At 41.1% G+C, this 26,233-nt stretch carries 19 protein-coding genes; 12 read left to right on the top strand and 7 right to left on the bottom strand.

All coding sequences use genetic code 11. The features are described from left to right. Nucleotides 1–100: 100 nt before the first annotated feature. The 6 genes from gshB (at nt 101) to GDK41_RS19560 (ending at nt 6,259) form a co-directional block, all read left to right on the top strand. Complete coding sequence (gene gshB / locus GDK41_RS19585) at nt 101–1,147, top strand: glutathione synthase (protein ID WP_152088156.1); 1,047 nt, start codon at nt 101–103, stop codon at nt 1,145–1,147. Next, nucleotides 1,131–3,119 (top strand): flavohemoglobin expression-modulating QEGLA motif protein, encoded by a 1,989-nt coding sequence (locus tag GDK41_RS19580; RefSeq protein ID WP_152088155.1) that lies wholly within the window; start codon nt 1,131–1,133, stop codon nt 3,117–3,119. The genes gshB and GDK41_RS19580 overlap by 17 nt, the downstream gene beginning before the upstream one ends. A gap of 105 nt (nt 3,120–3,224) precedes the next feature. Then, nucleotides 3,225–3,707, top strand: a complete 483-nt coding sequence (locus tag GDK41_RS19575) for a cupin domain-containing protein (RefSeq protein WP_152088154.1) — start codon at nt 3,225–3,227, stop codon at nt 3,705–3,707. A gap of 47 nt (nt 3,708–3,754) precedes the next feature. Continuing rightward, nucleotides 3,755–4,336 (top strand): nucleoside deaminase, encoded by a 582-nt coding sequence (locus GDK41_RS19570; RefSeq protein WP_152088153.1) that lies wholly within the window; start codon nt 3,755–3,757, stop codon nt 4,334–4,336. Between the two features lie 93 nt (nt 4,337–4,429). Next, nucleotides 4,430–4,858 carry a hypothetical protein gene (locus GDK41_RS19565; RefSeq protein ID WP_152088152.1) on the top strand — a complete coding sequence of 143 codons (429 nt, stop codon included), beginning with the start codon at nt 4,430–4,432 and terminating at the stop codon, nt 4,856–4,858. A 327-nt stretch (nt 4,859–5,185) separates the two neighbouring features. After that, on the top strand, nt 5,186–6,259 hold the full coding sequence (locus GDK41_RS19560; protein WP_152088151.1) for a hypothetical protein: 1,074 nt from the start codon (nt 5,186–5,188) through the stop codon (nt 6,257–6,259). Between the two features lie 210 nt (nt 6,260–6,469). Here the strand turns inward: GDK41_RS19560 and GDK41_RS19555 are convergent, their stop codons facing one another. Then, the gene (locus tag GDK41_RS19555; protein WP_152088150.1) at nt 6,470–7,498 is read right to left on the bottom strand and encodes a glycoside hydrolase family 18 protein; all 1,029 of its coding nucleotides are present in this window, start codon (nt 7,496–7,498) and stop codon (nt 6,470–6,472) included. A 392-nt stretch (nt 7,499–7,890) separates the two neighbouring features. Between GDK41_RS19555 and GDK41_RS20300 the strand changes: the two genes are divergently transcribed. Continuing rightward, nucleotides 7,891–8,043, top strand: coding sequence for a hypothetical protein (locus GDK41_RS20300; RefSeq protein WP_172971689.1), 153 nt, complete (start codon nt 7,891–7,893; stop codon nt 8,041–8,043). A 798-nt stretch (nt 8,044–8,841) separates the two neighbouring features. Here GDK41_RS20300 and GDK41_RS19545 read toward each other — a convergent pair. From GDK41_RS19545 to GDK41_RS19535, 3 genes are all read right to left on the bottom strand, one after another. Beyond that, complete coding sequence (locus GDK41_RS19545; protein WP_152088148.1) at nt 8,842–11,694, bottom strand: TonB-dependent receptor plug domain-containing protein; 2,853 nt, start codon at nt 11,692–11,694, stop codon at nt 8,842–8,844. A 924-nt stretch (nt 11,695–12,618) separates the two neighbouring features. Next, entirely contained in the window at nt 12,619–13,854 is a 1,236-nt protein-coding gene (locus GDK41_RS19540) for an FG-GAP repeat protein (RefSeq protein WP_232056591.1), read from the bottom strand. Nucleotides 13,855–13,929: 75 nt separating this feature from the next. Then, nucleotides 13,930–14,841, bottom strand: a complete 912-nt coding sequence (locus tag GDK41_RS19535; protein WP_152088147.1) for an MBL fold metallo-hydrolase — start codon at nt 14,839–14,841, stop codon at nt 13,930–13,932. A gap of 255 nt (nt 14,842–15,096) precedes the next feature. Between GDK41_RS19535 and GDK41_RS19530 the strand changes: the two genes are divergently transcribed. From GDK41_RS19530 to GDK41_RS19520, 3 genes are all read left to right on the top strand, one after another. Next, nucleotides 15,097–16,035: a LysR family transcriptional regulator gene (locus GDK41_RS19530; protein ID WP_152088146.1), complete on the top strand. Its 939-nt coding sequence runs from the start codon at nt 15,097–15,099 to the stop codon at nt 16,033–16,035. A gap of 130 nt (nt 16,036–16,165) precedes the next feature. Further along, on the top strand, nt 16,166–16,609 hold the full coding sequence (locus tag GDK41_RS19525) for a GNAT family N-acetyltransferase (protein ID WP_152088145.1): 444 nt from the start codon (nt 16,166–16,168) through the stop codon (nt 16,607–16,609). A gap of 297 nt (nt 16,610–16,906) precedes the next feature. Then, entirely contained in the window at nt 16,907–17,380 is a 474-nt protein-coding gene (locus GDK41_RS19520; protein ID WP_152088144.1) for a VOC family protein, read from the top strand. A gap of 329 nt (nt 17,381–17,709) precedes the next feature. Here GDK41_RS19520 and GDK41_RS19515 read toward each other — a convergent pair whose 3' ends face one another. Beyond that, nucleotides 17,710–19,590 (bottom strand): S8 family peptidase, encoded by a 1,881-nt coding sequence (locus GDK41_RS19515; RefSeq protein WP_152088143.1) that lies wholly within the window; start codon nt 19,588–19,590, stop codon nt 17,710–17,712. Between the two features lie 306 nt (nt 19,591–19,896). Here GDK41_RS19515 and GDK41_RS19510 point away from each other — a divergent pair, with 306 nt between their 5' ends. After that, the gene (locus GDK41_RS19510; RefSeq protein ID WP_152088142.1) at nt 19,897–22,176 is read left to right on the top strand and encodes an aminotransferase class V-fold PLP-dependent enzyme; all 2,280 of its coding nucleotides are present in this window, start codon (nt 19,897–19,899) and stop codon (nt 22,174–22,176) included. A gap of 50 nt (nt 22,177–22,226) precedes the next feature. On the opposite strand, the gene GDK41_RS19505 is transcribed toward GDK41_RS19510, so the two are convergent. Together GDK41_RS19505 and GDK41_RS19500 are read right to left on the bottom strand one after the other, a co-directional pair. Continuing rightward, nucleotides 22,227–24,725, bottom strand: coding sequence for an ABC transporter permease (locus GDK41_RS19505; protein ID WP_172971688.1), 2,499 nt, complete (start codon nt 24,723–24,725; stop codon nt 22,227–22,229). Further along, nucleotides 24,715–25,389, bottom strand: coding sequence for an ABC transporter ATP-binding protein (locus GDK41_RS19500; protein WP_152088140.1), 675 nt, complete (start codon nt 25,387–25,389; stop codon nt 24,715–24,717). The genes GDK41_RS19505 and GDK41_RS19500 overlap by 11 nt, the downstream gene beginning before the upstream one ends. Nucleotides 25,390–25,526: 137 nt before the next feature. Between GDK41_RS19500 and GDK41_RS19495 the strand changes: the two genes are divergently transcribed. Further along, nucleotides 25,527–26,231, top strand: coding sequence for a response regulator transcription factor (locus GDK41_RS19495; protein WP_152088139.1), 705 nt, complete (start codon nt 25,527–25,529; stop codon nt 26,229–26,231). The last annotated feature ends 2 nt before the right edge of the window (nt 26,232–26,233 follow it).

Genomic DNA, 26,233 nt, shown 5'->3' with positions numbered 1-26,233 from the left:
AAATATTTCTCTGCACCTTTGGGCACTATTTTGTACTCTACGCTTCTTTAATGTACCGCCAATATTGGCATTACTAATTAGCTACTAGAGACTAAAGCCTGTGAAAATTTGTTTTATTATGTACCCTTGGAATAAAGTTGAGCCAGAAAACGACTCAACGCTACGATTAATCCATGAGTGCGTAAAGCGCGGCCATACTGTGGCACTCGCAACGGTTAACAACTTAACGATTCGTGACAGTGTTGCCAGTGCATTTTGCGATGTATTCACAAAGGCTAACAAGTGCCCAGATAATATCCCTAGTTTTTACAAAAATGCTCAATTTAAGCGTGTACAACTGCCTATGGCGGGTTTTGACGCTATCATCATGCGTGCCAACCCACCACTTGATACCTTGGCACTGAACTTTTTAGACTCTGTACGTGGTGATACTTTCATCATGAACGACTTAGATGGTTTACGTATTGCCAACAACAAGATATACACTGCGTCATTCCAAGATACCGCTAGTGAATTTATCCCAGCAACGCATGTGTCGAAAAACCGTGAATATCTTGAGCGAATTTTTGAAGAATCGCCAAGTAACCGTATGATCTTAAAGCCGCTTGATGGCTACGGTGGTCGCGGTGTGATTGTACTTGAGAAAAACGCGCGTCAAAGTTTTCGCTCATTGCTCGATTTTTACATCGGCGGAGATGAGCATGGCAAGGGCAGTAACTATGTGATTTTACAAGATTACGTAGAAGGCGCTGAAGAAGGTGACGTGCGCATTTTGATGTTAAACGGCGAGCCGATCGGTGCTATGAAGCGTATTCCTGATGCAAACGATGTGCGTGCTAACGTGCATGCTGGCGGTCGTGTGGTAAAACACAAGCTCACAGCGCAAGAGAAAAAGCTGTGTAAGTACATTGGCCCTAAGCTGGTGCGTGATGGCTTGTACTTTACTGGGATTGACGTAATTGGCGGTAAACTGATCGAAGTTAACGTATTAAGCCCTGGTGGTATTGTGCGTATCAACAAGCTAAACCGTGTACGCTTACAATCTCAAGTGATTGACTTTGTAGAAAGCGTTGTACATGCCAAAGAGCTAGTACGTAGTCGTAAATCTGAGTTTAGACAGGTGATCGAAGATGCTAACGCTGTCTGAGCAAGAGTGTATAGCGCTCATTAAAAAAGGCGAATGTTTTCACGCTGAAGTGGAGTCAGGCGCGTTTATTATTAAAATCGACGAGTACTCACCAGTGATCTGTGCGGCCATTCATAATGGCCATAACTTGCGCAGCGAGCTCGAAAAGTCGTTCTTGTTAAGTAAAGAAGAGCGTTTTTTTGAGGAAGACCCTTATACCGATGAGCTTATATCGTCATTTCCAATTCAATTAATTGGCAACGACTCGCGGTTTGAATATGACTTAAACCGCGCTAAAACGTTATCTACGTATTTTAAAACCGCGTGGGATAAACAGGTTTGGAAAAAGCCGCTGAGCAGTGCCCAGCGTGCTAAAAGCCACAAGAAGCATCAAGCGTTTTATAATGTGCTAGAAGCCATTGTAGGCGAAGTTGAACACCGTTTTAAAAACGCCATCATTTTTGATATTCACTCATACAATTACAAGCGCATTGAAAAAGACACACCCACCTTTAACATTGGCTCTGGGCAAATTGATGTGGAGCGTTGGGGTAAGGTCGTTGATCAGTTTGAGAAGCAACTGAATAAAATTGCGTTGCCTAACATTGATGTGCGTGCCGCAACCGATGAAGTGTTTCAAGGACGAGGCTATTTGATCTCGCACGTTAATGCGCATTTTGATAACACGCTGGTGCTGCCAACAGAAGTCAAAAAAGTATTTATGGATGAAACGTCAGGTGAAGCGTATCCGTTGGTGCTTGAGGAGCTTAAAGCGGGCTTTAAGAATGCAGTCAGTGAGACTGCCGCTTATTTTGCGCGCCGCTACGGTAAGCGAACCTCTACGCAAAAGGCCGATGTATTGTCTTCGTCAATTAGCTCTGACGTATTAAAAATAGACAAAGCTTTATTTGCACTGTGTAAAAATGTAGAAACTTTAAACTACATTAACCCAGTCAATATCGCGTCTGAGCGCAGTCGCTTTTTGAAAAACCCCAATGTGAATCCTAACTTCACGTATAAACAGTTAAATATCAACCCGTACAAGTTTAGAGAGCATTTATATCAGTTGCCTGTAGACGAAATTATGGATGCGGATATTCAGCAACTTTATCGCCATGTTATTGATAATTTGGCGAATAAGATTGATTTGCTGAGCACCATAGGTGGCGAAAACTTTTTATATAACTCATTAAAGTACTACGGTGCACCACAAGCGTCTGATGTAGAGAACGCGAAGTTTATTTTGCATTTGAACAACAGTGAGCTTGAGCAGCACAAAGCGGTGCACAGCGCAGATGATGCGGTTGAATATTTTAAACAAATGGCGCAGCAGTGGGGCTTGGTTTGTCGTATTGAAAAATCCAACAAGGTGGTTGCCAAAGCTATGGTGAACAGCGAAAAGTCGCTGTTGATGGTAAATAAAGACGCTAAGTTTAGCCAGCCTGAGCTGCACGCCTATGCGTACCATGAGTTGGGTATTCATATGTTAACCACGCTCATTGCTAAAAAGCTGCCGTTGAAGATATTTGCTCTTGGATTAGCAGGAAATACGCATTCGCAAGAAGGATTAGCAATTTATAGTGAATATTGCTCAGGTAGTTTGACTATAGGCCGCTTGAAAACTTTAGCTTTACGCGTATTAGCGGTACAACACATGCTTGATCACAATAACTTCAAAAAAACCTACCATATGTTGGTTGAAGAATATGGGTCGAGCCGTGAATCGGCATTTACGCTCACAACTCGCGTCTACCGAGGAGGCGGTTTTACAAAGGATCACCTGTATTTGAAAGGCTTTAGGGATGTATTACATTTTGCCAAGCAAAACTCATTAGATAACTTGTTAATGGGTAAGGCTGGCTTGCTGGACTTAAATGTGATCTCAGAAATCGTTGAGCGTGGGATGTTACCCAAACCACAGTCGCTATTTGATCTAACCTACCGTTCGTCAGGTAACCCTGTACTTGATTTTGTGATTGCTTCGATTAAGTGATCTTCTGCAAACCAAGTGAGTTAGTACTCGCTTGGTTTTTCAAATATTACGCAAAATTAAATCTATGATACTCTGTACCTACAGGACTAGACCTCAGGGAAAATTATGGATAAGTATCTAATAACGCGAGAAGAAATCGACACATTAACTGGCATATCTAAAACCCATTTCTTAAACGATAACGCCAAGCGCAGCAATAAATCGCTGGGTGATTTAACAGGCCTTACCGGTTTTGGCTTTCATATTATTGAAGTGGAACCCGGCCGCGAATCGAGTGAATTTCATAAACATTACCATGAAGACGAATGTGTATATGTGCTTGAAGGTGAAGCAACTGCTAAAATTGGTGCACATAGCTACTCAATCAAAGCTGGTGATTTTATTGGTTATCGCGCTGGTGGACAGGCGCACTCAATCGAAAATACCGGCGATACCACGCTGAAATGCATTGTGGTTGGCCAGCGCTTAGATCACGATGTAGGAGACTATCCTAATCTGCAAAAACGTATATATCGCCAGCAAGGTTTGCCATGGAACTTGGTAGATATAGCCGCAATAAGTGAGCCAAAGGCGGGCAAAAAAGTATGAGAGCGCTATGCTTTTAATACTCAATATTACGTAACAAGGAGTTAAAGATGGCAATACTCACCAAACAAACACAAATCGATGATGCAGCGCTTGAAGTTATTGCACATATGCCCACACGCAGTCTGGGGGTGTTAATGAATGGAGAGTTTAGTAGTGGGTTAGGTGATGCTGATTTTATGCGAATAGCGGTACTGCTTGCACAAAAAAGCTATCACGAAGGAGGCTGTCCGATTGGCGCGGTGATAGTAGACAATTTAACGAAGAGAATTGTGGGTAAAGGTCACAATACCTTAGTACAAGAAGACCACCCCTATAATCATGGTGAAACCTCAGCCATTAGAGACGCAGGGCGTATCGATTTTAGTAAAACTACTTTATACACGAGTTTGAGCCCGTGTGATGTGTGTGCGACTTTGCTCTATATGCGTGGTTTTAACAAAGTGGTGGTGGGAGATGTTACAAATGCTTCGGGTAATGAGCAGCTATTGCAAGACAAAGGCATTGATGTGCAGATACTTGAAGATCCTGTGGGCGTTGCTTTATACGCCAAATTTAAAGAAGAAAAACCAGAGCAAGATTTAGAAGACTGGCAAGGGGTAAGCGCGCTCAACAACCCCAGAGTGTTATGATTTTAAATTTAAAGCTAGCGTTTTTATTATGGTTAAGCTGTTGAGATAAGTTTTTAAAAGGGTATATAAGGGATGAGGATCTCAGGAAGACTTTTGGGCAACTTTAAAAAGTTAATGGCGGTTATGGCGTTGATAGGCGGTATATTCCTACTTGACATGACATCTTCGCTGGTTGGTAGTAAAGACAGTGTTGGCTTTTCAATTTTTGTACTGATTTTAGCTGGTATACCCGGCGGTATCATGTTGTATACCAGTGTTAAGCTATACCGCTCAGCGCGCCGTAGTGAGGATATATGGCTTTCTGAGAATGAAAATGATGTCTCGGATGAGTTGGCGCGCGAAGCTGTGATCCAAGAAAAAATTCGCGAAGCGGTGTTTGCTGCAGAGGCGAAGAAGCAAGCTGAACTGACGAAGAAAGAATCGGATCAGGCTAATTTAGATGCTTTGCAGCTAATGACTGACTTATCGCGCGAGGAAATTGAACAAATAGCCAAAAAAGTACGAGAGTCTCAAGTCGATTAGACTACGCGGCATAGGATAAAAGTTATATAACGAACTTAAGGTGTAGTAGCCTTATCTGTAGCAGCTTAAATCCTTAAACGAACAGGTTTAGACTTCGCCTGACAGGCGGCTTTGAGCATTCTAGAGACGGTCGTCATTATATGGCTATGTTGCTTCATTTACCAAAGCGGTTGTTCATCAAACTCACTTCTGCCCCTAAGTGAGTTACAATTCAAATTTTACTAATTAAGAGTTCACTGTAAGTTTTGCATTCAAAACAAATGTGTTGTTTGTATTAACTAAAATAAAGCGGTAGCTCACTCATGATTCAGCAAGGAGCATAATTTCATGAACGGTTTGAAAGATTTATCTCAAATTGAGCAGTTAAAGATCCTCAAATCAATAAGGCTTGGTTGTTCGAGTGAGGCCGAGTTTAAATTGTATGTAAAAACACATTTAGTCGAGCAGAATATTGAAGAAGTTATCCGAAGGGTTGACGGTCTTCTCTTGGAGGACGAGTTTCTGCTTCTTTGTAAATTGATGAAAGCCTGCCTTGCAATAAATGGGTTAGAACAGGGGTTTGTGATAAATAATGATTTAAAAGTGCCAGACTACTTAGCAGTATTTGACCTTAGCCATAGCGTTTATGATACAAATTGTAATTCAACCAAAACGTCTGCTCTTGTTGAGGTTAAAACAACTCAAAATGATAAAATTAAACTAGGAAAAAACTTTTTAGATAAATATGCAAAATATACCGACTTATACGATTTACCATTGATTATAGCTTCTAGGTTTAAGATTAGTGAGCAACAACAATGGTGGATTTTGCAAACTGAAGAGCAATTAACAAAATCCAAGCGGATCTCAAACCCTCAACAGATTATCAATGGGGGCATTGGGCATATTCTTCTAAACGACTATTTTTTAATGCCGACCACTAATATAATTATCGATACAGAATTTTCAAAAATACCAAAAACATCGACTGCGTACTCAAAAGAATATGGTTACTTAAAGTCCGTCTCGATAACAATTGATGAAAAGCAACTAACGTTGCCAAGCGAATATCCGATGTTAAATTTATTTCTGGACTGCTTTTTTCAAGAGCATATAGCAGATGAGCAAAACAATGAGGGGGTTACTGTTAGAAGAGTGCTCCCCGTACAGGCTCAATTGTTAAGTGATATGCTTCTAAGAGCTAATTTTTCTATGTTAGACGGTAATGGGAATGAATATTCTAATGCAAGTAGGCTATTAGCTTTATTGGAGAATAATAAAGCCACTGTTATTTACAGAGAGTTTTTTGATGAAGCACTGAGCTTTTTTAATTCAGAATTTCCATTATTTATTAGGTTAGAAATAGGGGATGAAGCTAATAATAAGAAACTTCTACACCATTTCCACAACAAAAATACCTGAACCAGATGCAAAGACTCTATGATTGCGACATCACAGGTAACTTGCAGTAAGAGATGGCAATAAACCTAGCTCATTTTTGTCCAAAAACGAGTTAGGTGAACGTCCGTTATTGCAACGAGATTTAAGATATTAAGTTGCTGTTGAACGGCGGAGTTTGGCTTTTGCTACTGTCAGATTTGATTAAGCCCTAACAATCAAACCTGTGTTCACTTAAGGGCACTTACTTGTGATTAAGTTGTCTTTTATCTTTGTTAATAAGCTAAATTGTGCTTCTGGCGAATCAGATAGCAGTTCGAAAAGCATGATGCCTGCCACCTCTTTTTGGTTGATATAGTTTATTTTTTTAGCCACGAGGTTTGGGGTTTCAAAGTAAATGTTTTTATATTTCCCACTGATAAGCTGCGTTTTATTCGTGTCTAACTGCTTCAAAATGTCTGCATAAGCAATGTGCTTAATTTGTTTGTTGTCTCCATCTATGAACTGAATACCGTATGAGGGCAGGCCAACAATTAGCTTATTTTTGTCAAAGCCTTGAGCTATTACAAAGTCTATCGCTTTTTGGAAAGTGAGATAATTTGAGTGGTGTGCAATGGGTGAGCTTGGCCATGCACCTGTGAAATCATACGCCATTAAATTTATATAATCGACGTACTTTTGTATTTCTGGTAAATATTGTTTTCCGACCCAATTTCCAGCAAATATATCAGCCGAAAGTAATATATTATCGGGAAGCGCAGATCTTAAGCGTTCGAGTAACTTAACTAACTTGGCGCTTTCTATTGGGTCATTTCCCCCTTTGCCAAGTTCATTTTGATATGTCCAATATTCCCAATCAATATCCACACCATCTAAGTTGTATTTTTTTATAAAGGAGGTGATATTTTCAATAAATAACTTTAACTTTTGATCATCTTTAGTGATATCTAAAAATGCCTTGCTGCCTTGGTTACTCCCTCCGATAGAAATAATCACTTTTTTGTTTTGGGTGTGTGCTTTTTCAGCTAATGATTGAATAAAGGCGTCAACACTCACTGTATGCAGCTGTCCATTTGGGAGAGGGTAGATTGAAGCGATGGCAAGGTAGTCAAATAATTCCCATCGAATAGATGCTTGATTCGACTCTGAATCGATCCAAGACGGATAAACTGCGATGATAGGTTTGCAGCTTTGTGCTCCAGTCGAAAAGCTATGTGATAAAGCTGAAAATAATAAAAAGACGATAAAATGTAGATTTTTCATTTTTAATATCTTGTGTTTTTTATCTAATTTATGTTTTTTATATCAGTTTTTTTATAAGAGAAATGTTTTTATTGTAAGATTTAATTATTCTAAGCGGTGGTTTTATTTTTTAGTGTTTTTTTTTGCATCTATTATGGCGCTGTTGTTGGTGTAATAAACTTCATATTTTAGCTTTTTGTACTTTTTCGATTGTAAATATGTGTTTTTTGCAATGTTACCACTTAACTCACCCTTTCTATTGTTCAGTATTTTGCATGAATTTGTTCGTTGTTTTTCTTTAATCAACTGTAGTCGTAGCAAGTCACTGAAACTTATTTTAAAAGGTGGCTTGTTATTTAATTACTGTTGGTTATGATTGAACACAATATTTGTCAATATAAAAAGGAAATAAAATGAAACCAGTTCTAAACAAGAAAAAAATAAAAAACCTTTCTAAAGAACAAGTTCGACTCCCAAATGAAATGACTCCGCAAGTTGGTGGTGGTCGCCCTCCTATTTTTTACTCTGTGTTTGTTAAGTGTGTTCCTTGGACGGCTGAGTGTTAATACGTTGCATCTCATGGCTGTTTATTGCAACGTGCTAAAAGTTGCTGAATACATGCTGGCACCCTGGCTATAAATTTTTGGGTGCCTTTAAGTTTGTTGAACTCTAAAAAGATAAGATATAAAGTCAACTAAAACGCCAGTAAAGTTAGGCATGCAAAAGGCTTAGCGTCCATATATGTCTCATGAGTGTTTGATGTCCCATGAGTATTTCAACCTGTAAAAAGCTTGCTGGATAAAACAGTTTTAAGCTGTATAAACCCAGAGCGCAAAGAAAGTTACGTCATTCAAAAAAATAAAGTTATCTCAGGTTCGTGAAGCTTAACAAACTAAATATTTGTTGATTTATAACCCCCAACATTGTGTACTAACATGTAAACTCGTACTGCATACTTGGTTGTTACACAAAATCATTTTGTCTTCTTTATTTGCGCAGATTAAGTGACTGTTGCTTTGAAGGAGTAAAGAATGAGCATTATTATGGATATATTTGTTTGGCTTTTAATTGATACTGTATTTGGCTTTTGGTTTTACTCTACAGGTTGGTTCCTTTTAAAGGTATTCTCTTTTGGTCGTTCTAATATGGAGCTCAAAGATTTTGCGAACTTTAAAGATTCAAAATCAAAGAGCGTCATTTCTACCATGGTTCTAGGTATAAGTTTCTATGTGTTCATAATTACACTTATTGTGTATGCAAATAGTTAAAATAAAGAGAGCATTTAAAGTAAAAATATCTGTTGACTGGCAACCAAGTCGTGGCCAATACGAGTGACCACAACTTAAATTGACTAGGGGTGCAAATTAAAACTCTTTAAACCAAGACAAAGTGTAGTAACGACCTCTTGGATTAGGCCCACGGTCATATCCTCGTGCTACGTCCAAAAATGGCGGAGTTTCGCCAAATGGGTTTTGCACGGTGAGGTTAAAACGACCATATTCATTGGCATCATAACCTAGGGTAAAGGTTTTTAAATCATAAGAAGGCGACCAATTTCTGGCGTATTCTCTGGCTTCTCGGTATTTGTCTTTTTCTGCCACATCGGTTAAATCAAGAACATCATCTTCGTCGGAGTTAAACGCTTTACTACCATAGGCAACAGTAAATGACGAACTCCAGTTTTCTTTATTCCAAAATAGGCCAAACGACTGTTTAGTCTCTAAATTATTATAACGCCCGATGGATGGTGTCCACTCGTCATCCCCTAAATATTGATTTTCACCACGTGTGATCTCAGCCAGTGAGTAACTCGCTCTAAACTGGCCTATTGCCGTTTCAGGAAAGGTGTAATTTAAGTCAAAATCATAGCCTTGAGAGCGCGTTTTTCCGATGTTGATAATAATGCTCTTATAGTGTTCAAGCACATGAGTTGTAGGGTTTCGCTGGATTAAATCAGCAAATAACTCGCCATTGGTGCGTGCATTTTCGCGCAGCATAACCCGTGTTAAACGCTCTGGGGCATTTTCGATATCTACTTTCCAAAAATCTAACGTTGCACTTAAGCCTTTGAGGTACTCTGGTGTCCACACAAAGCCAATATTGCGCGATGTGGAGGTTTCGGGGTTTAAGTTTTCGTTGCCACCCATTTCAAACGACCATTGATAAGGTTCTGCTTCTGCAACTCTGGCACCAAAGCTTTTGCACAGCGCCAGCTGCTCCCAGCCGGTTTTGCTACAAGGATCTGAAGAGTTTGAGTACCATCTATCTGTCAATATCTCTCGACCACGATATAAATCAAATAGGGTAGGGGCTCTAAAACCCTCTGAGTAGTTTGCTCGAACCATCAGTTCATCAACAGGCTTCCAGTAAATATTGGCTGACGGCGTGCTTGATGAGCCTGAGTCACTGTAGTTTGAGTAGCGCATAGCCAATTCAATGCTTAAATGTTTTGCAAGGTAAGCGTCTTCAAGTATCGGAATACTGGTTTCAATGTAGGCTTCCTTAATTTTGCGCTTTGGTGGTATGTTGCTTTCTTCTTGCGCTAAGTTACCCACTAATTTGTATTTTCCGCGCACGTCGTCAAATTTGTTGCTGGCCTCTTCTGTGCGATACTCGATACCCAGTGCCACTTGGATATTGCCAGCGGGTAGCTCGAATACATCCCCTACAGCGCTTAAGTTAAAGGTATTAGTGATGGCTTTGTGCTCTGTCCAAATACCTTCGATCATAATGGCATCTAGCAATTCGCCATTGAGCTGCTCTAAATCTAAAAAAGGGTTAAGCGCGGAGCAATTGTTCTCTGGCAAACATACCTCAGGGCCACTTAAGCTATCTTGCAGTAGGGTTCTATTTAATGCCGCAGGGTAGGTTGTTTTAGCCTCGTAACTACTGTGTACTAGATCAGTTGACCAAGTCCAGCTTTCAGATAGCTCGCCATTTAAGCCAAAGCGCACATGCAAAGGGGTGGTTACCGTTGTGGTATTGCGCTTATTAAGGTTAGTTAAACGACGGTTCATTCGTACATCACGACCAAATGGGTTGAACTCATTGTCTTTGCTTACAAATAGGCCCGATACTAACGCTGCTGCTTCTTGTGCGTAGTTTTCTTTATCGGCATAAAGCAGTTGAAAAGAGCCCTCTAGGGTGTCAGTAAAGTTATAATAGGAATTAAGTAAAATGCTGTACTCGGTTCTTTTTGAGGCATCGAGTGTTTCACCTTGGAAATTATAGCCATGGGCCTCTTTGTATTTTTTTTCTGCCTCTTCTTGGGCTATTTCTTCTAACTCCCAACATGCCTGCCCCACTTGCCCTTTATAGGTTGCAGAGTATGGGGCAAAGTCAGATAAATCGCTGCCATCGGTGCCATTGTTTCGGTGCATCATGTAGTAAGTGGCCGTGGCTGTATCGGGGTCGCAATCTGCATAGGTAAAATTACCGTCGGGGCCATAAATACTCAAAAAGTTAGTGCCTTCAAAAATACCATGGATTTTATGAGCACTGCGATCTGGATAGTAAAAGCTGCGAGAACCACGGTTATAAGTACCTACTTTTTTTGCCTCAACACCTAAAGTAAATCCACCATTGTTAAAGCTGGTTCCACCCACAAAGCTGAATGTATGAGTTGGCGCATCATTGTATTCGCTGATTGCCGTTGAGGCGCTGAGTTTTACGCCCTCAAAGTCTTTAAGTAATTGGTAGTTAACCACCCCAGCGATGGCATCAGAGCCATAGATTGCTGACGCGGAGCCTTTTTTAATATCTACTCGTTTAAGCATGGTGGTTGGAATAATGGATATATCGACCGAGCCATCAGTATCAGCGGCCATGCGCACACCATCGAGCAAGTTTAAAGTACGCGCGTAGCCGAGACCCCTAAGTTGAATTTTTTGTCTGCCGTCATTATTTCTGGCATCAGCCCCAAAGTTTTCATCAATAGAAACTTGGTGGCCATTCATTGCGGGTAATCGCGTAAACACATCGGTGATCGAGGTAAGCCCGCTTAGGGCAATATCTTCACTGGTGACTGTGGTGATCGGTAAAGACGAGGTTAGTTCAGGTCTCAACAGGCGTGAGCCGGTAACGGCAACGCGTTCAATCTCTTCAGCTTCTTTTTTATTTGCCGTTTTATTTACATCGTCAACAGCAATACTTGCGCCTGACATCATAATTAGTGCCGTCGTTATCGCACTTCGAACAGGTGATATCTTGTAGGTCATGGGGATCCCTTGATGATTTATTTTTTATTATTAATAGCGGGGTGAATGAGTGGTTGCAGATACGTAAAGACAGCCAGCCATCTAATTCAAAACGAAGTGTACCGAACATAATTACGCCATCAATTGAGAAAAACTAATAGTGTCAAATACTGTTTTGTTATTTTGTATATTAAAAGGTAATAACAAGGTGTGTTTTAAGAAAGGCAAGTATTTCTTTAAATGAAATAAAGTTTGCTATGTGTGTTTTATTGTTTTTAAAAACAGTGTGTTAAAAAATATGGATTTTAGTTGTTAATGGTTGTGGGTTTTTTATTGTTGCTTGCGAGGTTTTGGTGGTTAATTTGTTTTTTGGGATAATAAATTTACTTGCTTGATTTGGAAATTGAGTGATATCACCATGAATTGGGTCAAAATACCTCAAGGTGAGCTAATTTTGTTAACTGATTAATAATGTGTACAGCTCAAAAGAGTGATTAATACAACATTGCGAATAACCAAAAAGTTAAGAAAAAAGTATGTTAAAACTGGCGCTCAATGACCTTTAATTATGCTGGATGGCGCCTTTGGCTTTTTCAATCTACATGTTGATATGGGGCGGGTAGGTGGCGAAGCCAAAGAACCCGACTTGGGTTAACATTCACAACCAAGAGCAGTGGCGCTCTGATAGCTCGATAAAGGTCTTAAATGTCTCTAACTCAGACAATAAATACAAAGGACACTTGAGCAAATTTATAGATGCCCATGTTTTGATAAGCGGCAAAAATCGTGGGCTCATATAAGCGAAGAAGGAATGCCTGCCCGCAGTTTCGTGTCTATTATTTTATTAATTTGCAGGGATAATTATCTACACCTGTTCCTATGCTAACAGTGGCCGCGATAAAGAGACGTTCGAGCAAATACTACGAACGTCCAGATGGGCGAGTGTTACTTAGCTGCGCTGTTTAAATCTTGTATAAATACGGCGCCTGAGTCTTTACCTATACCGTCATGGTTTGGCGTAGCTATCACCGCTGTCCCATCAGATAAGCTAACGTTCCATCCAAACCTATCATTGGGCAAACTAATTTTTGCTGTAATTTTTGATGTGTAATGCCAGCCGTTCGCTCCTTTTTTGTAAACATAGACAGCCCCCGTATCAGTTCCGTTCGAGTCATGGTTCATTGCGCTGATGAGTGCAGTGCCTTTGCTTAACGCTACGCCGCGTCCAAACCTGTCGTCTGCGCGTCCATCTGGTGAAGTTAATTTAATTGTTTGTGTCCAAGTACGGCCGTTTCGTTCAAAAATATAAGCAGAGCCAGCATCTACGCCTAATCCTTCAACGTCATCACGTCTTGCTGAAATTAACGCTGTATTATCTGATATAGCAACCCTGACGCCAAAAATGTCGGTTTTACTCCCATCAGACGCCATAAGTTTGGCTTCTTGTTGCCACTGGTCATTGTGCAGAACAAACACATAAACGGCTCCTGCGTTTTCTGCTTGTTCATCATTTAAATCGGCGCCAACAAGCAGCGTGTTGCCGTCAATCGCAACGCTTATGCCAAATAAGTCTTCTGCTGCCCCATCGCTTGCTGTGATTTTTGTTTGAAAACGCCATGTATCATTCTCTCGTGTGTATATATAAGCGGCCCCAGAATCTACACCCACCGCATCATTGCGCGGTGCACCAATGACAAGATGTTTTTCAGTAAGGGAAATCGTTTGACCAAAAGCATCACCAGGTTTGGCGTCTGGCGCGGTGATAATTTGCTGTTGTGTCCAATTATTTGATTGACGCACGAAGGAGATAACAGCACCAGAGTCTTTCCCTTTGTCATCTCTTCTCATTGCACCTAACATCGCAATATCACCTTTTATTGCTACGTTACCGCCAAGCGTATCTTCGGTAAAGGCGGGCTTTGCCACTAGTTTGGCCTGTTGAGACCAGCCGTTACCATCTAACGCATAGACATAAGCAGCCCCTGCATTCTCGCGCCCATCAGTGTCTGCTTTGGGCGCACCAACGAGTATGGTATTGCCGTCAATAGCTGCACTATAACCAAAGTGATCCTCGGTTTTGCTATCGTTTGCCAAAATAACATCTTGTGTCGCAAAGCTATTTGTAGCCACCAATGTGAGCACAGCACATACGTAAAGTTTGGTGTTGTGTATTAAATTCACAAATTATCTCCTAGTCGGCCCTGTTTACTTCAACTAAAAAATGAATATTACTGGATCCATCGCATCCAAAGCTTTTTACTCAAGCTTTCCCGTTATATCGTAGTAATGCGTTATCAGCATTCTCTCAGTACTGATGAATGCCCAATTCCATTTTTTGGTATAACTTTTTAAAGGCGCTAAAGCCTTAATTGCTTCTAAAGACAAACCTTTTTTAACTAGCTCTTTAATGATCGCGTGCGTCTCGCTTAACATCGTGATACTGGCTGTTAAGTCTGCTATCGATGCGATTGGACCATGTCCTGCGATAATTTTTGTATCTGCGTTAGCAACATCAATTATTTTTTTAATACCAGCAATATAGCCTGCCACCGAGCCACCATTATCAATATCAATAAATGGAAAACGCCGATTAAAAACGAGGTCTCCAGCATGTATTACATTGGCTTGTTCAAATACCACAAATAGATCACTATTGGTGTGGGCGTTTGGCGTGTGATACAGCTTAATAGTTTGACCATTCATTTTTATTGATGTGCCAGTTGTAACATCTATCGTTGGGTAATACTCAGGTGTAAACAGCGGAGCTGTGCGGTTTAACATTTTGATTGCTTTTGGCTTTTCTAGGTATCGACGCACATTGGGGTGGGCCATGACCAAGGCACCTCGTTTTTTAAAATACGCATTCCCTCTGACGTGATCTCGGTGAAAGTGGGTATTTAGAATTAGCTTCACCTCTTGGTTGTTCGACAGCTTTTTTTGCTCACTATCAATAAGCTCAACTAAATGTTCCATTTGTGTGTCCACCATAAAAACGCCATCTTGGCCAATTAAAACAGCTACATTGCCTGAGCGATCTGTTCTTAGTTCAAAAATATTTTCGCCAAGACTAGTCACTTTGATGCCAAAACCAGTGTCCTTGTCGTGGTTGTGTGCACCTACAATGCTACACCAGCAAGAAAAAATCATAAGTAGAATTATCTTTTGCATTTTTAACAACCTTAAGCGTTAACTTTATGTACTGAAGCGCCTAAGCAATGCAAGTAACTTACTAAAATAAAAGTCATTTTCACTTGAATGTATGCTCTGTTCGCTTACTCATTTAGATCATATTATGAAGGTTTAGGCACTAAATATAATTTTATAATGGCATCAAACGCATTTCTAAAAATGATGAGTTGCTTTAAATGACAAGTAATGCATTAAAATATATGATGTATTTATGTGGTACGTAAGGACGTTGACATGCGCCCCCAAGAACTCAAATTATTGGTTATCTTTGATGTTATAATGACCGAAAAATCAATAACACAGGCAGCTGAGCGGTTATCGATGACTCAACCCGCAGTATCTAACGCGGTGTCAAGAATGCGTGTCTTGTGGAAAGATAAGTTGTTTGTTCCAGATGGTCGAAGAATACAGCCTACAACGTATGCAAATAACCTTTGGGGAAAAATACGAGATCCGTTGCACAATATCAATCAAGCTATTGAGCCTGAACAATTCGATGCTAAAAGTGCTAAGCGTACATTTCGCGTTGCTTTACCTGATATCGCCCTTGATGCACTTTGGTTAGACTTGCGCAAATTATTCGAATGCGAAGCGCCTGGACTTAACTTACATGCGGTTCCTTATACTATCGCTTGTACCAAACCAATTTTAGATGCCGCTGATGTTGACCTTGTTATAGGACAAAGTAACCGCTCATTAGAAAATATTTGTTTAGAACACTTATTTGATACAAGTTATGTTTGTGTCATGCGCAAAAATCATCCATTGACTAAACAAACCTTAACAGTTGAAGCGTTTGCAGTGGCAGAGCATTTGTTAGTTTCGCTATCTGGTGATATTACCAGCCCGGTAGATCAAGCGTTACAGCAACTCGGTTTGACTCGACGGGTCGCGTTTACGGTGAATAGTTTTTCCTCTGCAGTACCTATCATTAAAGAGAGCAACCTGATCGCTATTTTACCTACCGATCTCATTTATAACCATTTAGCTTGTGGTGAGCTGGCAATAGCCCACCCACCAATAGATATCCCTCATTCTTCGATTTCAATGCTATGGCATAAGCGACAAAGTGCCGATAAAGGGTTAATTTGGTTGCGAAAGCACATAAAGCAAATATTTATTAAACGGCGAACACATCAGGTTGACACGGTTATGAATTTTATTAACTCATAGTGAGCGCCATACGATTTTAGTCGCGATATGGTGTGGTTGCTAAAAGGCCAGATGGCGAGCGCTTTTTAAACGCCAAGTAGCGCCATTTTTACGCTGTATTTGCTGATATTAAAAATAACTAAGGATAAAAATGATAGCCAAATTAGAGCATACAAGCGGTGATGAAGCGCAGAGAATTTATAATGTTTTTCAGCAGTCGTATAAAGTAGAAGCGCAGCTGATTGACACCGATAATTTCCCGCCTTTGTCTCGCTCAGCAAAAGATATTAGCAACTCGCACAGTGATTTTTATGGTTTTTTCGAGCAAGAGCTACTTGCTGCGGTGATAGAAGTTACGGTTTGTGAGCAGGTGTTAGATATTCACAGCTTGACCGTTGACCCACAGTTTTTTAGAAAAGGCATTGCCGATAAGTTGATGCGATATGTGCTGCACGAGCTGGATATTACTCAAGCTACTGTAGAAACCGCAGCGGTTAATGAGCCTGCTATACGCTTATACGAAAAGCATGGGTTTACAATCGTTGAGCGTTTTACGCCATCGCATGGCATTGAAAAAGTCGCCATGAGTACTTAGCAAAGTAGTTAACCTCAGCTGCGGATAAGAGTTTTGATAGCTCAGAAGAGAGACATTGCAACCCCTTCAATATCCAATGACGATATTTCGCTCACTATCAAGGCATTTTCGTGAAGTAATAGCGAGCTATTACAAATGAAAATAACGAAGAAAGTGAGTGAAATAGCTTTATTGGGCAAATTCTCTTATGTGCAGCTGAGGTTAGTTAACTCATAGAAGCTGAAGCACGAGGTAACGAGATGCAAATATGACTGTTTTAAACTAGTCTCAAAGGGTGAGTTTTGACAGGAGCAAATAATGACTGTTTCGGCGATTCCAAAAGGTTACCACAGTATTACGCCCTATTTGATCATTGATGGTGCACTTAAGGCGATAGTGTTTTATCAACAAGCGTTTAATGCACAGTTGGTAATCCAATTACCATTACCAGATGGCGGTATTGCACATGCTGAATTAAAAATCGGTGATTCGCATATCATGCTCAGTGATAAGTGTGCTGAAGAGCACTTTATTGATCCTAAATCTCTGGGTGACACGCCTGTTAGCTTAATGCTTTATGTTGATGATGTAGATAGTATGTTTGCACATGCCGTGTCGCTCGGTAGTAAAGAAATACGCCCTGTACATGATCAGTTTTATGGCGATAGAGCTGGCACCTTAGAGGACCCTTTCGGTCATGTTTGGACCATTGCCACTCATAAAGAATCGTTAACTCAAGAGCAAATTATGCAACGTATGGAAGAGGTAATGAGCAAGCAACAAGATGTGTAGCCTTTAGCTTAAAATAAATAACAGACTTTATAGAGCTTAAAAGCGTGTTAATACGGCTATAGATAATTTGGTTGATTGCCATAACTATTTAATTTTATTTTTTTGTTAAACGTAAATTGCGTAGTTGATATATCAAAGAAATAATACGTTGTTACGAAATGGTATGGTAGCCAGTTGCTTAAACTTGCAGTGCACGATGAGGTTGCTAAGCTCGGTGACAAACTGTATTTGATGGCTGATATAAGCCTGCTGAAAATGGTAACCCTGACAACAAGTAAAAAAGCCTCAGCAAATATGCTGAGGCTTTTTTATGATGACTTTAACTTGGCTTAGTATTGGCCGACTAAGCTCACGCCAGAGAAGCTGCTATAACCATTTAGCATAATGTGGTATGTACCACCTGTGCCTGAGCTTAATGAGCAACTTTCACTGTTGCCATTTTTCCAAGGGCGGCAGTCGTAGCTAGATAGTGTTGGGGCTGAGCCTTTTTTAACGTAAAGGTCGGCATCGCCGCTACCACCAGAGATAGATACATTTAAAGTAACGTTAGCCGGTACTTCAATAGTATAAGTCAATTGCTGGCCTGAAGTACCCGATAAGTTTGAAACTGGTACACCATTTTGTAGACAGTTGCTACCACAACCACCTGTGTCGCCGCCTACGGTTGCAGTTAATGTTGCACCGCTGTATGAAGCGTAACCGTGCAACATGGCAAACCACTCTCCGCCTGCTGGGTTAGTAAAGTCACATTGCTCTGCATTACCATTTTTGTATGGACGACATTGATAATCGTTGATCCCCGGTAAGCCACCTTGTTTAACGTATAGATCAGCATCACCAGAACCACCGCCTAATACAAACGATAGTGCTTCGCTGCCAGCGGGTACGTCAATTTTGAAGTAACTTTGCGAACCCGTCGCGCCAGATACTGCTTGGCCTTGACCACTGGTGAGTACGGTTACCTCAGGTTCAATAATTGGACCTGATGCCGCTTGAAGTAACTCATTTGGCGAACCTGATTTCGCATCTGAAATCTTGTTCTTGGCACTCTTACTACTAAGCATTTGATCAATTTGAGAAGGTGTTAGGCTTGGGTTTTCATCAAGATAAAGTGCTACAGTACCTGCAACGTGCGGTGACGCCATTGATGTGCCGCTAATGGTGTTGGTGGCCGTGTTTGAGTTATACCAAGCTGATTTGATGCTTGAACCCGGCGCGTAAATGTCTAGACAATTACCATAGTTAGAGAAGCTTGAGCGGCCATCGCCACTGGTGGTTGAGCCAACAGTGATAGCATTAGCAGCACGTGCTGGAGAGTAGTTACATGCGCTGCTGTTATCGTTACCTGCTGCTACAACAAAGCTAATACCTGATGCCACGGCATTATTGACTGCGTCATCCGTTGCTTGAGACGCGCCCCCACCTAGGCTCATGTTGGCAACTGATGGGCCAGAGGCATTGTTTTTCACCCAATTAATACCGGCGATTACACCAGAGTTTGAACCAGAACCGCTACAACTCAATACGCGTACACCAACCACGTTTACGTTTTTCGCAACACCATAAGTTGAACCACCGATAGTTCCTGCTACGTGAGTACCGTGGCCGTTACAGTCGGTTGCGTCAGAGTCGTTGTCGATAAAGTCATAACCGTGGCTTGCGCGGTTACCAAATTCATTGTGGCTGATTAATACACCCGTATCGATTACATAGGCAGTAACACCAGAGCCATCGTAGTCGTAGTGGTATACACCGTTAAGCGGTAGGTCTTGCTGATCGATGCGGTCTAAACCCCAAACTGCATTGTTTTGATCGGCTTGGATCTCAACCATGTTCTGCTCAACTTTCACATCAACCATAGGTTCTACAGAAACAATTTGGTCTTGTTCGATATATTTGATGTTGCCATCTTTTAGCATTGCATGGATCTGGCTTTTATTTGCTTTTACAAGTACGCCACTAAGAGCCGTGCCAAAGTTACGCTCAACACGTACATTATACTTGGTCTCCAAGTCGTTACCTTGTGCATTAAGATAAGCGTTCATGCGTTTTGCGTCTTTTCTATCGACAACGCTTGGGGTATCAAATACCACAATATACTTATCTTCAATCGCTTTATCAGCTTGTACTGGTAACATTTTTGCCGCGTAGCTATGTGTTGCAGCAAGACCTAAAGTAACCGCTAAAGTGAGAGTGCTTAGCTTTGTCATATTATTTCCTTTACATGTTGTTTTGAGTGGATTCGTTTTTACAATGACGGAAATTGAACAAAAAATAAACTCAATTGTTATAATTTTTTAACTTAAATTTAACTTAATATGCACAATAACGGTTATAAGTTTTTTGGGTCCAATACTGTATAGCGTTGCTCAAAAGTCCCAGTACTAGAGCCTTTACACAATATTATTGCAAAATTAATGGTTGAATAAGCACCATAACTTGCTAATATAGCAATAAGTAATTAGTTATATCTTTTAGTTATAACTGTTGGATTCGATATAAAGAAAGGTCCTGTCATGTCTGAGCAACAAGCACTTAGCCAAATCTATTTAGATGCAAATGCGACTACGCCCGTACTGCCAAAGGCTGCTAAAGCAGCGTTGTCTACTATGGAAACGATGTTTGGTAACCCCAGTAGTAGCCATATTACTGGCTTGCAAGCAAAACAAATTATGGATGAAACCCGTCGTAAAGCAGTGCAAGTCTTAGGTGCAGGTTCAGGACAGGTGATTTTTACTAGTGGTGCGACTGAAGGTATTCAGACGGGGATTTTATCTGCTTTATGCGCTGCAAAAAGTAAGATGCAAGCCAACAAGCAATATTGCATTTTATATGGTGCGACAGAGCACAAAGCCGTACCAGAGTCTCTTAAGCATTGGAATAAAGTATTGGAGATTAATGCTGCTATCAAGGCGATCCCTGTAGATGAAAAGGGCACGCTTGATTATGATTTTATAGCCAAAGAAGTACCAAATGCGTTGATGATTTGTACTATGGCGGTGAACAATGAAACCGGTGTTTATCAAGATTTATCGGCACTTGAAATGGTGATCAGAGGTCATAACCCAGATGTGTTTTGGATGGTAGATTGTGTACAAGCACTCGGAAAGCGCTGCTTAGAGTTAGCCAACACTAGTATTGACTATGCACCATTTAGTGGGCATAAGTTGTACGCGCCTAAAGGCATTGGTTTTGTTTATATTCGCGAAGGAGCCCCGTTTACGGCGTTTATTGCAGGTGGGGGGCAAGAAGGCGGGCTACGCTCTGGTACTGAAAACTTGCCGGGTTTAGCTGCATTGAATGTGATCTTTGATGAACTACTAGATCAGGGGGATGGGGTGTTTGCCAATGCCGGTCAATTGCAATTGTTTCGCTCTCAGTTAGCACTTGCATTAAAAAATGCCTTTCCAACTGTGGTATTTAATCATGACTTTTCAAACAGCGTGCCAACGACAATTAACTTTGCGATTCCTGGGTTCAGTTCTAAAGAGATCATGGACCTATTCGATGCGGCAAATCTTAGAGTTAGCTCCGGCTCGGCATGTAGCTCTAAGGTAACCCGAAGTTTTGTGCTTGACGCGATGGGAGTGCCCGCGTGGCAAAGTGAGTCGGCAATTCGCATGTCATTTGGTCCAGCGGTAACCCAGCAGCAAATTGATCATGCTTGCGACCGAATCCATCATTGTGCACAAGCTTTAGGTCATAGTTGCTTATTGAATGCAACAGGCAATATAGATGGCAAGACACAGTTACACGGTTTGGTACAATTTAAAGTAGGTGGCAGCTGTAGCTGGTTGTATGCCGATCCAATTACTAAAACGGCAGTGATTATTGATCCGTTACCTGAACTGAGCGACCGTTTATTAACGATTTTACAATGTCAGCAGTTGCAGTTAATTGCGGCTATCGATACCCATGGTCATGCTGACCACCAGTCTGGCAGAGTGGCTTTAGCTGAAGCGCACCTGAAGCAGCAGCATAGTGATTACTTAGGTTGGCCTTATGAAGCGGCAGATATTGCGCTTTCACAGTGCCAATTACGGGCCATCACGATCGGCGACAAATACTTAGTACGTGTTGCCACGCCAGGACATACAGAAGATAGTATCTCTATGATATTGTGTGATAAAGGTAAACTCCACAATGGCGAACTTGACGTGAGTTATGTTTTTTGTGGTGATTTAGTATTGATGGGTAGCCTTGGTCGCACAAACTTTTCAAGCAGTGATGCAAAGCATATGTACCAAAGCTTGCAGTCGTTATCAAATATGGTGGGGGAGCATAGCTTGCTTTGTCCAAGCCATGACTATCACAACGAGTTTGTGACTAACTTTAAGGCTGAAGCAGCGCGGAATAGTCTCTTAAATGATGTTTTAAACAACACTATCACAGTGGAGCAATTTGTAGAGCGTAAGACTGAGCTAGACAAAAACATCAATGATCAAGCGGGTGAAGAGATCATGTGTGGCGCATTTACAGGGTCATGCTCGACTAAGCACATGCAAGAATACAATGGGGAGCAGCTTAAGGCGAAGTTAAAAACTAATTCTCAAATCAAGCTGATCGATATTCGCGAGCCGCATGAGTATGCGCTTAATCACAGCCAAGACTTTGATATGAATGTACCGCTGACTAGGCTTACCGATTTCATTTGCCAGCAACAACATGATAAGTCACAAGAGCTTATTTTAGTGTGCCGAAGTGGTAGTCGCTCGCAAGTAGCCGCTAATGCACTGTCGCGCTTAGGGTTTGAACATGTAGGACACCTAAAAGGTGGCTACGCATTGTGCCAATAATTGTTGCTCAATAAGTGTAAAGGGCCTTTACAAGGCCCTTTGTATGGTTATCACTCTACCAGTAAACCGCGAATATTATTTGTAAATTGCTTTTTAGTCGACAGCAAGCCAAGTGCGGTAATGATGAATACGATGAGCAACGCTTGCATTAACAGTGTGATATGGTCCGGTTTGTAAGTTAACGCTAATTCATATTTATAGAACGCACCCATCGTCAGGTATACACAAGCAAATGCGCTGATAGTTGGCAATAGCGTCACAACAAGCCACTCATAGCTGGCAATCTTATATTGTTCTATTTTGCTCAGTCCAAAACTTACCAGTAAGCCGTTGCGTTTTTTATCTTGTTGCAAGTGTCTTTGTATGGTGGCACTTAGTAATAGAATAGTTAACACGCTAATTAAGCCGCTATACATAAAAACAGCACCAGTTAGCACGTTTAAGTAGTTACGAGTTTGCGATAAAATGCTATCGATAGACTGTAATCGCATTGTTGGGTGTGTTTGCCAAAGTTTAGCAAGTTGCTGCCAAGCTGGTTTAGATAATTCGGCACTACCCATACTATAAACTGGCACCTCTGGTACAGGGGTTGAAGTTTGAGCAACAAACCAAAAAGTAATATTACTGCCTCCAGAAGCAAAACTGTGTACCGATGCAACGGTGTAACTGTGAGTTTTTTCAGCCATTTGCATTATAAGCTGGTCGCCCAGTTTTAGGTTTAATTCGTTGAATACTTCATCTTCTACAGAGATATTGTTGGACTTTGTTACATGCAAACTATTCAACCAATCTCCAAGTTCTAGCTTATTGTTAACTGGTAACTGTTCGCTCCAATGCAAACGAATGGGCTTTTGTACCGAGCTTAAAGTATCGCTAACAGGAATATCTACCATATTTAATGGTACGTTGTTGATGTGTGTCAGTTGAGCATATTGGTACTTATAAAGCTCTTTTAACTCACTATTGTTTGTTACCAAGAACTGCTCTAACGCTTCTTTTTGTTTTTGATCTACCTGTGTGATCAGTAAATTACCTTGTTGCTCATATTTAAAATGCTCTAGCATGGACGTGATATCTTGGTGAATTCGCGCACACATCAATAACAAGGTAATACTAAGGCCTAACGACATCATTTGCGCAGCTCTCACATAAATTCGTTGACGCATTAAGTACAAAGTAAAGCCGAGTAACTTGCCATGTTTACCAAGCCCCCATCTCCCAAGGTTTAGCACCAAAGTACTGACGAGCAATAAGCCCAGAATACATACTGCTAAGCTACCTAGTAATAAAGCTGTGAGTGTCCAGTTATCGGAATACCAATAGACAATACCTGCCATCATTGTGCAAAGGAAAAACGCATGAAGCGATAAGTGGCTACTTTTAGCGCTGTGCGCTGATAGTAGTTCGATGGGTTGTGTGCGATACACTTTAAACCACATTGGCAAAGATAAACCGACAAACAATAGGCTGCACAGAAAAAGTACTTTAAGCAAATCAAACGGCTGCCAAATAAGCATAAAGCCAGGCATGAGTTTTTGAGCCGATTGCTCAAACAGCACCGCACTGATTAAGGCGAATATGAGTGCAGGAATAAAACTCAAAAGTAACGTAAACAGACTATTAGATAATAAAATATGAAATTTGTATTTTGCATTCATACCATTAGATAAACAGACGGCAATAAAGCGACTTAATGCGTTACTGGTTTTATGGCTTGATAGTAATAACGTGATCCCCGCGAGAATAATGAGTAACACACTTAACAGCCCTAAAAATTTTTCTACTCTTTGATAAGCCGCAGAAATTGGGTGATTGCCAAGGGCTTTGCTAAACAATTGGCTATCAGCCATCGTTTTTTGGATATTTTCAATCGCGTGTATGTTGCTTTCATTATGGTTGAACAAGTAGCGGTATTGTTTAACCGCTAGGTCTTCTGCTTGGATACTGCTGCTGTGCACCAGAGCGCGCATATCGCTTGAGTGCCCTTCATGCAGGCGATCTGGCTCATGTAACAAATATGCGCTGAATATTAGTTGAGTGTGACCGAGTGTTAGCGTATCCCCGATATTTACGTTCAATGCCGAGGCGAGGCGAGGCTCTAGCCAAATTTGTGTTACATCCGGTGGTGAAGAGGTTTGTTTGCCTTTGAAGCTTTTATCTTGGCTATATTCCAATTTTCCCTGAAGCGGATAGTTGTCGTCAACGGCTTTCAGCTGTACTTGTTGATGATAGGTCTGATGCGTGAGGGTAATTTTATAAAGCTGACTTTGACTGCTTTTATCGACTAAGTCGTTTAGGGCGGTTAATTGCTCACGGGGGATAGTGCGGTTGATTTGAATAACACTATCTGCGCCCAAAAGCTGTTTGAGGTTTTCCTTGAGATAGTTATCAACACCTTGCGCTATAAGCGTGACAAAGCTGAGGTAAAAAAACAACACGCCTAGGCAGGCTAGTGTCAACCAGTTTTGTTTTTGCTTAGTGAGCAATACGGCTTGTTGTAGCGATAGGGCCCACACGTTTAAGGTTTGATTTGAACGATTATTTAACATGTGACAGAGCTCCATGTGCCAAACAATATTGACTATCTAGTTGCTGAGCAAATGCTAGGTTATGTGTTACCAGTACCAAGGTTGTTTGGTTATGCCGCGCGAAGCGACACATCAAAGATGCGACTTCTGAAGCCGTTTGTTCATCTAAATTGCCTGTTGGCTCATCGGCAAAAATAATACTTGGCTTATTCACAAAGGCTCTGGCGATTGCAACTCGTTGTTGCTCCCCCCCGCTTAGCTTACTAATTGGTTGGTTTTTTCTGTGAGACAGCCCAACATTATCTAGCCACTGTGAGGCCTTTTCATCAGCATGTTTTATGGCTCTTAGCTTTAAAGGCAGGGCAACATTATTGAGTGCATCGAGCTCTGGTAAAAGGTGAAATTGCTGAAAAACAAAGCCGCTGTTTTGGCGCAGATAAGACTGGTCAACCGACTGACCATTTTGTGTGAATGTGAGTTGACCTTGCTGTACCGACTCTAGCCCAGCAAGCAGGCTCAGCAAAGTGGATTTTCCACTACCAGATGCCCCGGTAATAGCGATTTGCTCTGCGCTGGCAACATTCAAAGATAGTTTATTGATTAAACTTAACGTTTCGCCAGAGTTGATGGTAATTTGATGATTTAGTTCGGTGACATTTAAGGCGATGCCTGAGCTATTTTGCATGACGTATACTCCCAGATAATTATCATGCTAAGGTGACAAATAAAGCGTGAAGGTAATGTGAAGTTGGTTTTCACACTCTCTTCACACTGGGTTGTATAAATTTCTTAATACATAGCATGCTTAAGGTTGGAGTAACGATGCCGACAAGCCCTATTAAAGTTCTACTAGTAGAAGATCAGCAAAATATCAGCCGCAACGTGGCAGAATACTTTGAGTCAAAAGGTGCGGTCGTTGATTTCGCATTCAATGGAGAGCAAGGACTCTCGCTGGCCTTGAGCAATTACTATGATTGTATTGTGCTTGATTTAATGCTGCCTAAAATGGATGGTTTGCAGGTGTGTATGCAGGTTAGGAAGCATGCCGATAGGCATATTCCGGTCATTATGCTTACTGCTCGCGATACCTTGGATGACAAGTTACAAGGCTTTGAACAAGGGGCCGATGATTATTTAACAAAACCCTTTGCTTTAGAAGAGCTGTGGGTACGTTGTATGGCTTTGTCGCAGCGTCATACCCTTAACACTTCTCATACACTGACTGTTGGTGATATTGCTTTAAACAAACAAACGCATCATGTTGTGCGAGCAGATAAAGAAGTGGTGTTACAACCCATCCCTTTCAAAATTTTACGTGTCTTGATGGAATCACACCCCAGAGCGATTAGTCGCAGTGAATTATGTGAAAAAATTTGGGGAGATGAGCCCACCGATTCTGATGCTTTGCGTTCTCATATTTATCAACTTCGTAAAGCGATAGACAAACCTTTCTCAGCACCTGTAATTAAGACATTGCATGGGGTTGGCTTCGCATTGGATGCTACTGTGTCTGAAAGTAAAGGGTAATA

Source organism: Pseudoalteromonas sp. A25, assembly GCF_009176705.1.
In the GTDB taxonomy this organism is placed as follows: Bacteria; Pseudomonadota; Gammaproteobacteria; order Enterobacterales; family Alteromonadaceae; genus Pseudoalteromonas.
Note: the sequence above shows the minus strand (reverse complement) of the source record. Positions and strands in the feature narration are given on the sequence as shown.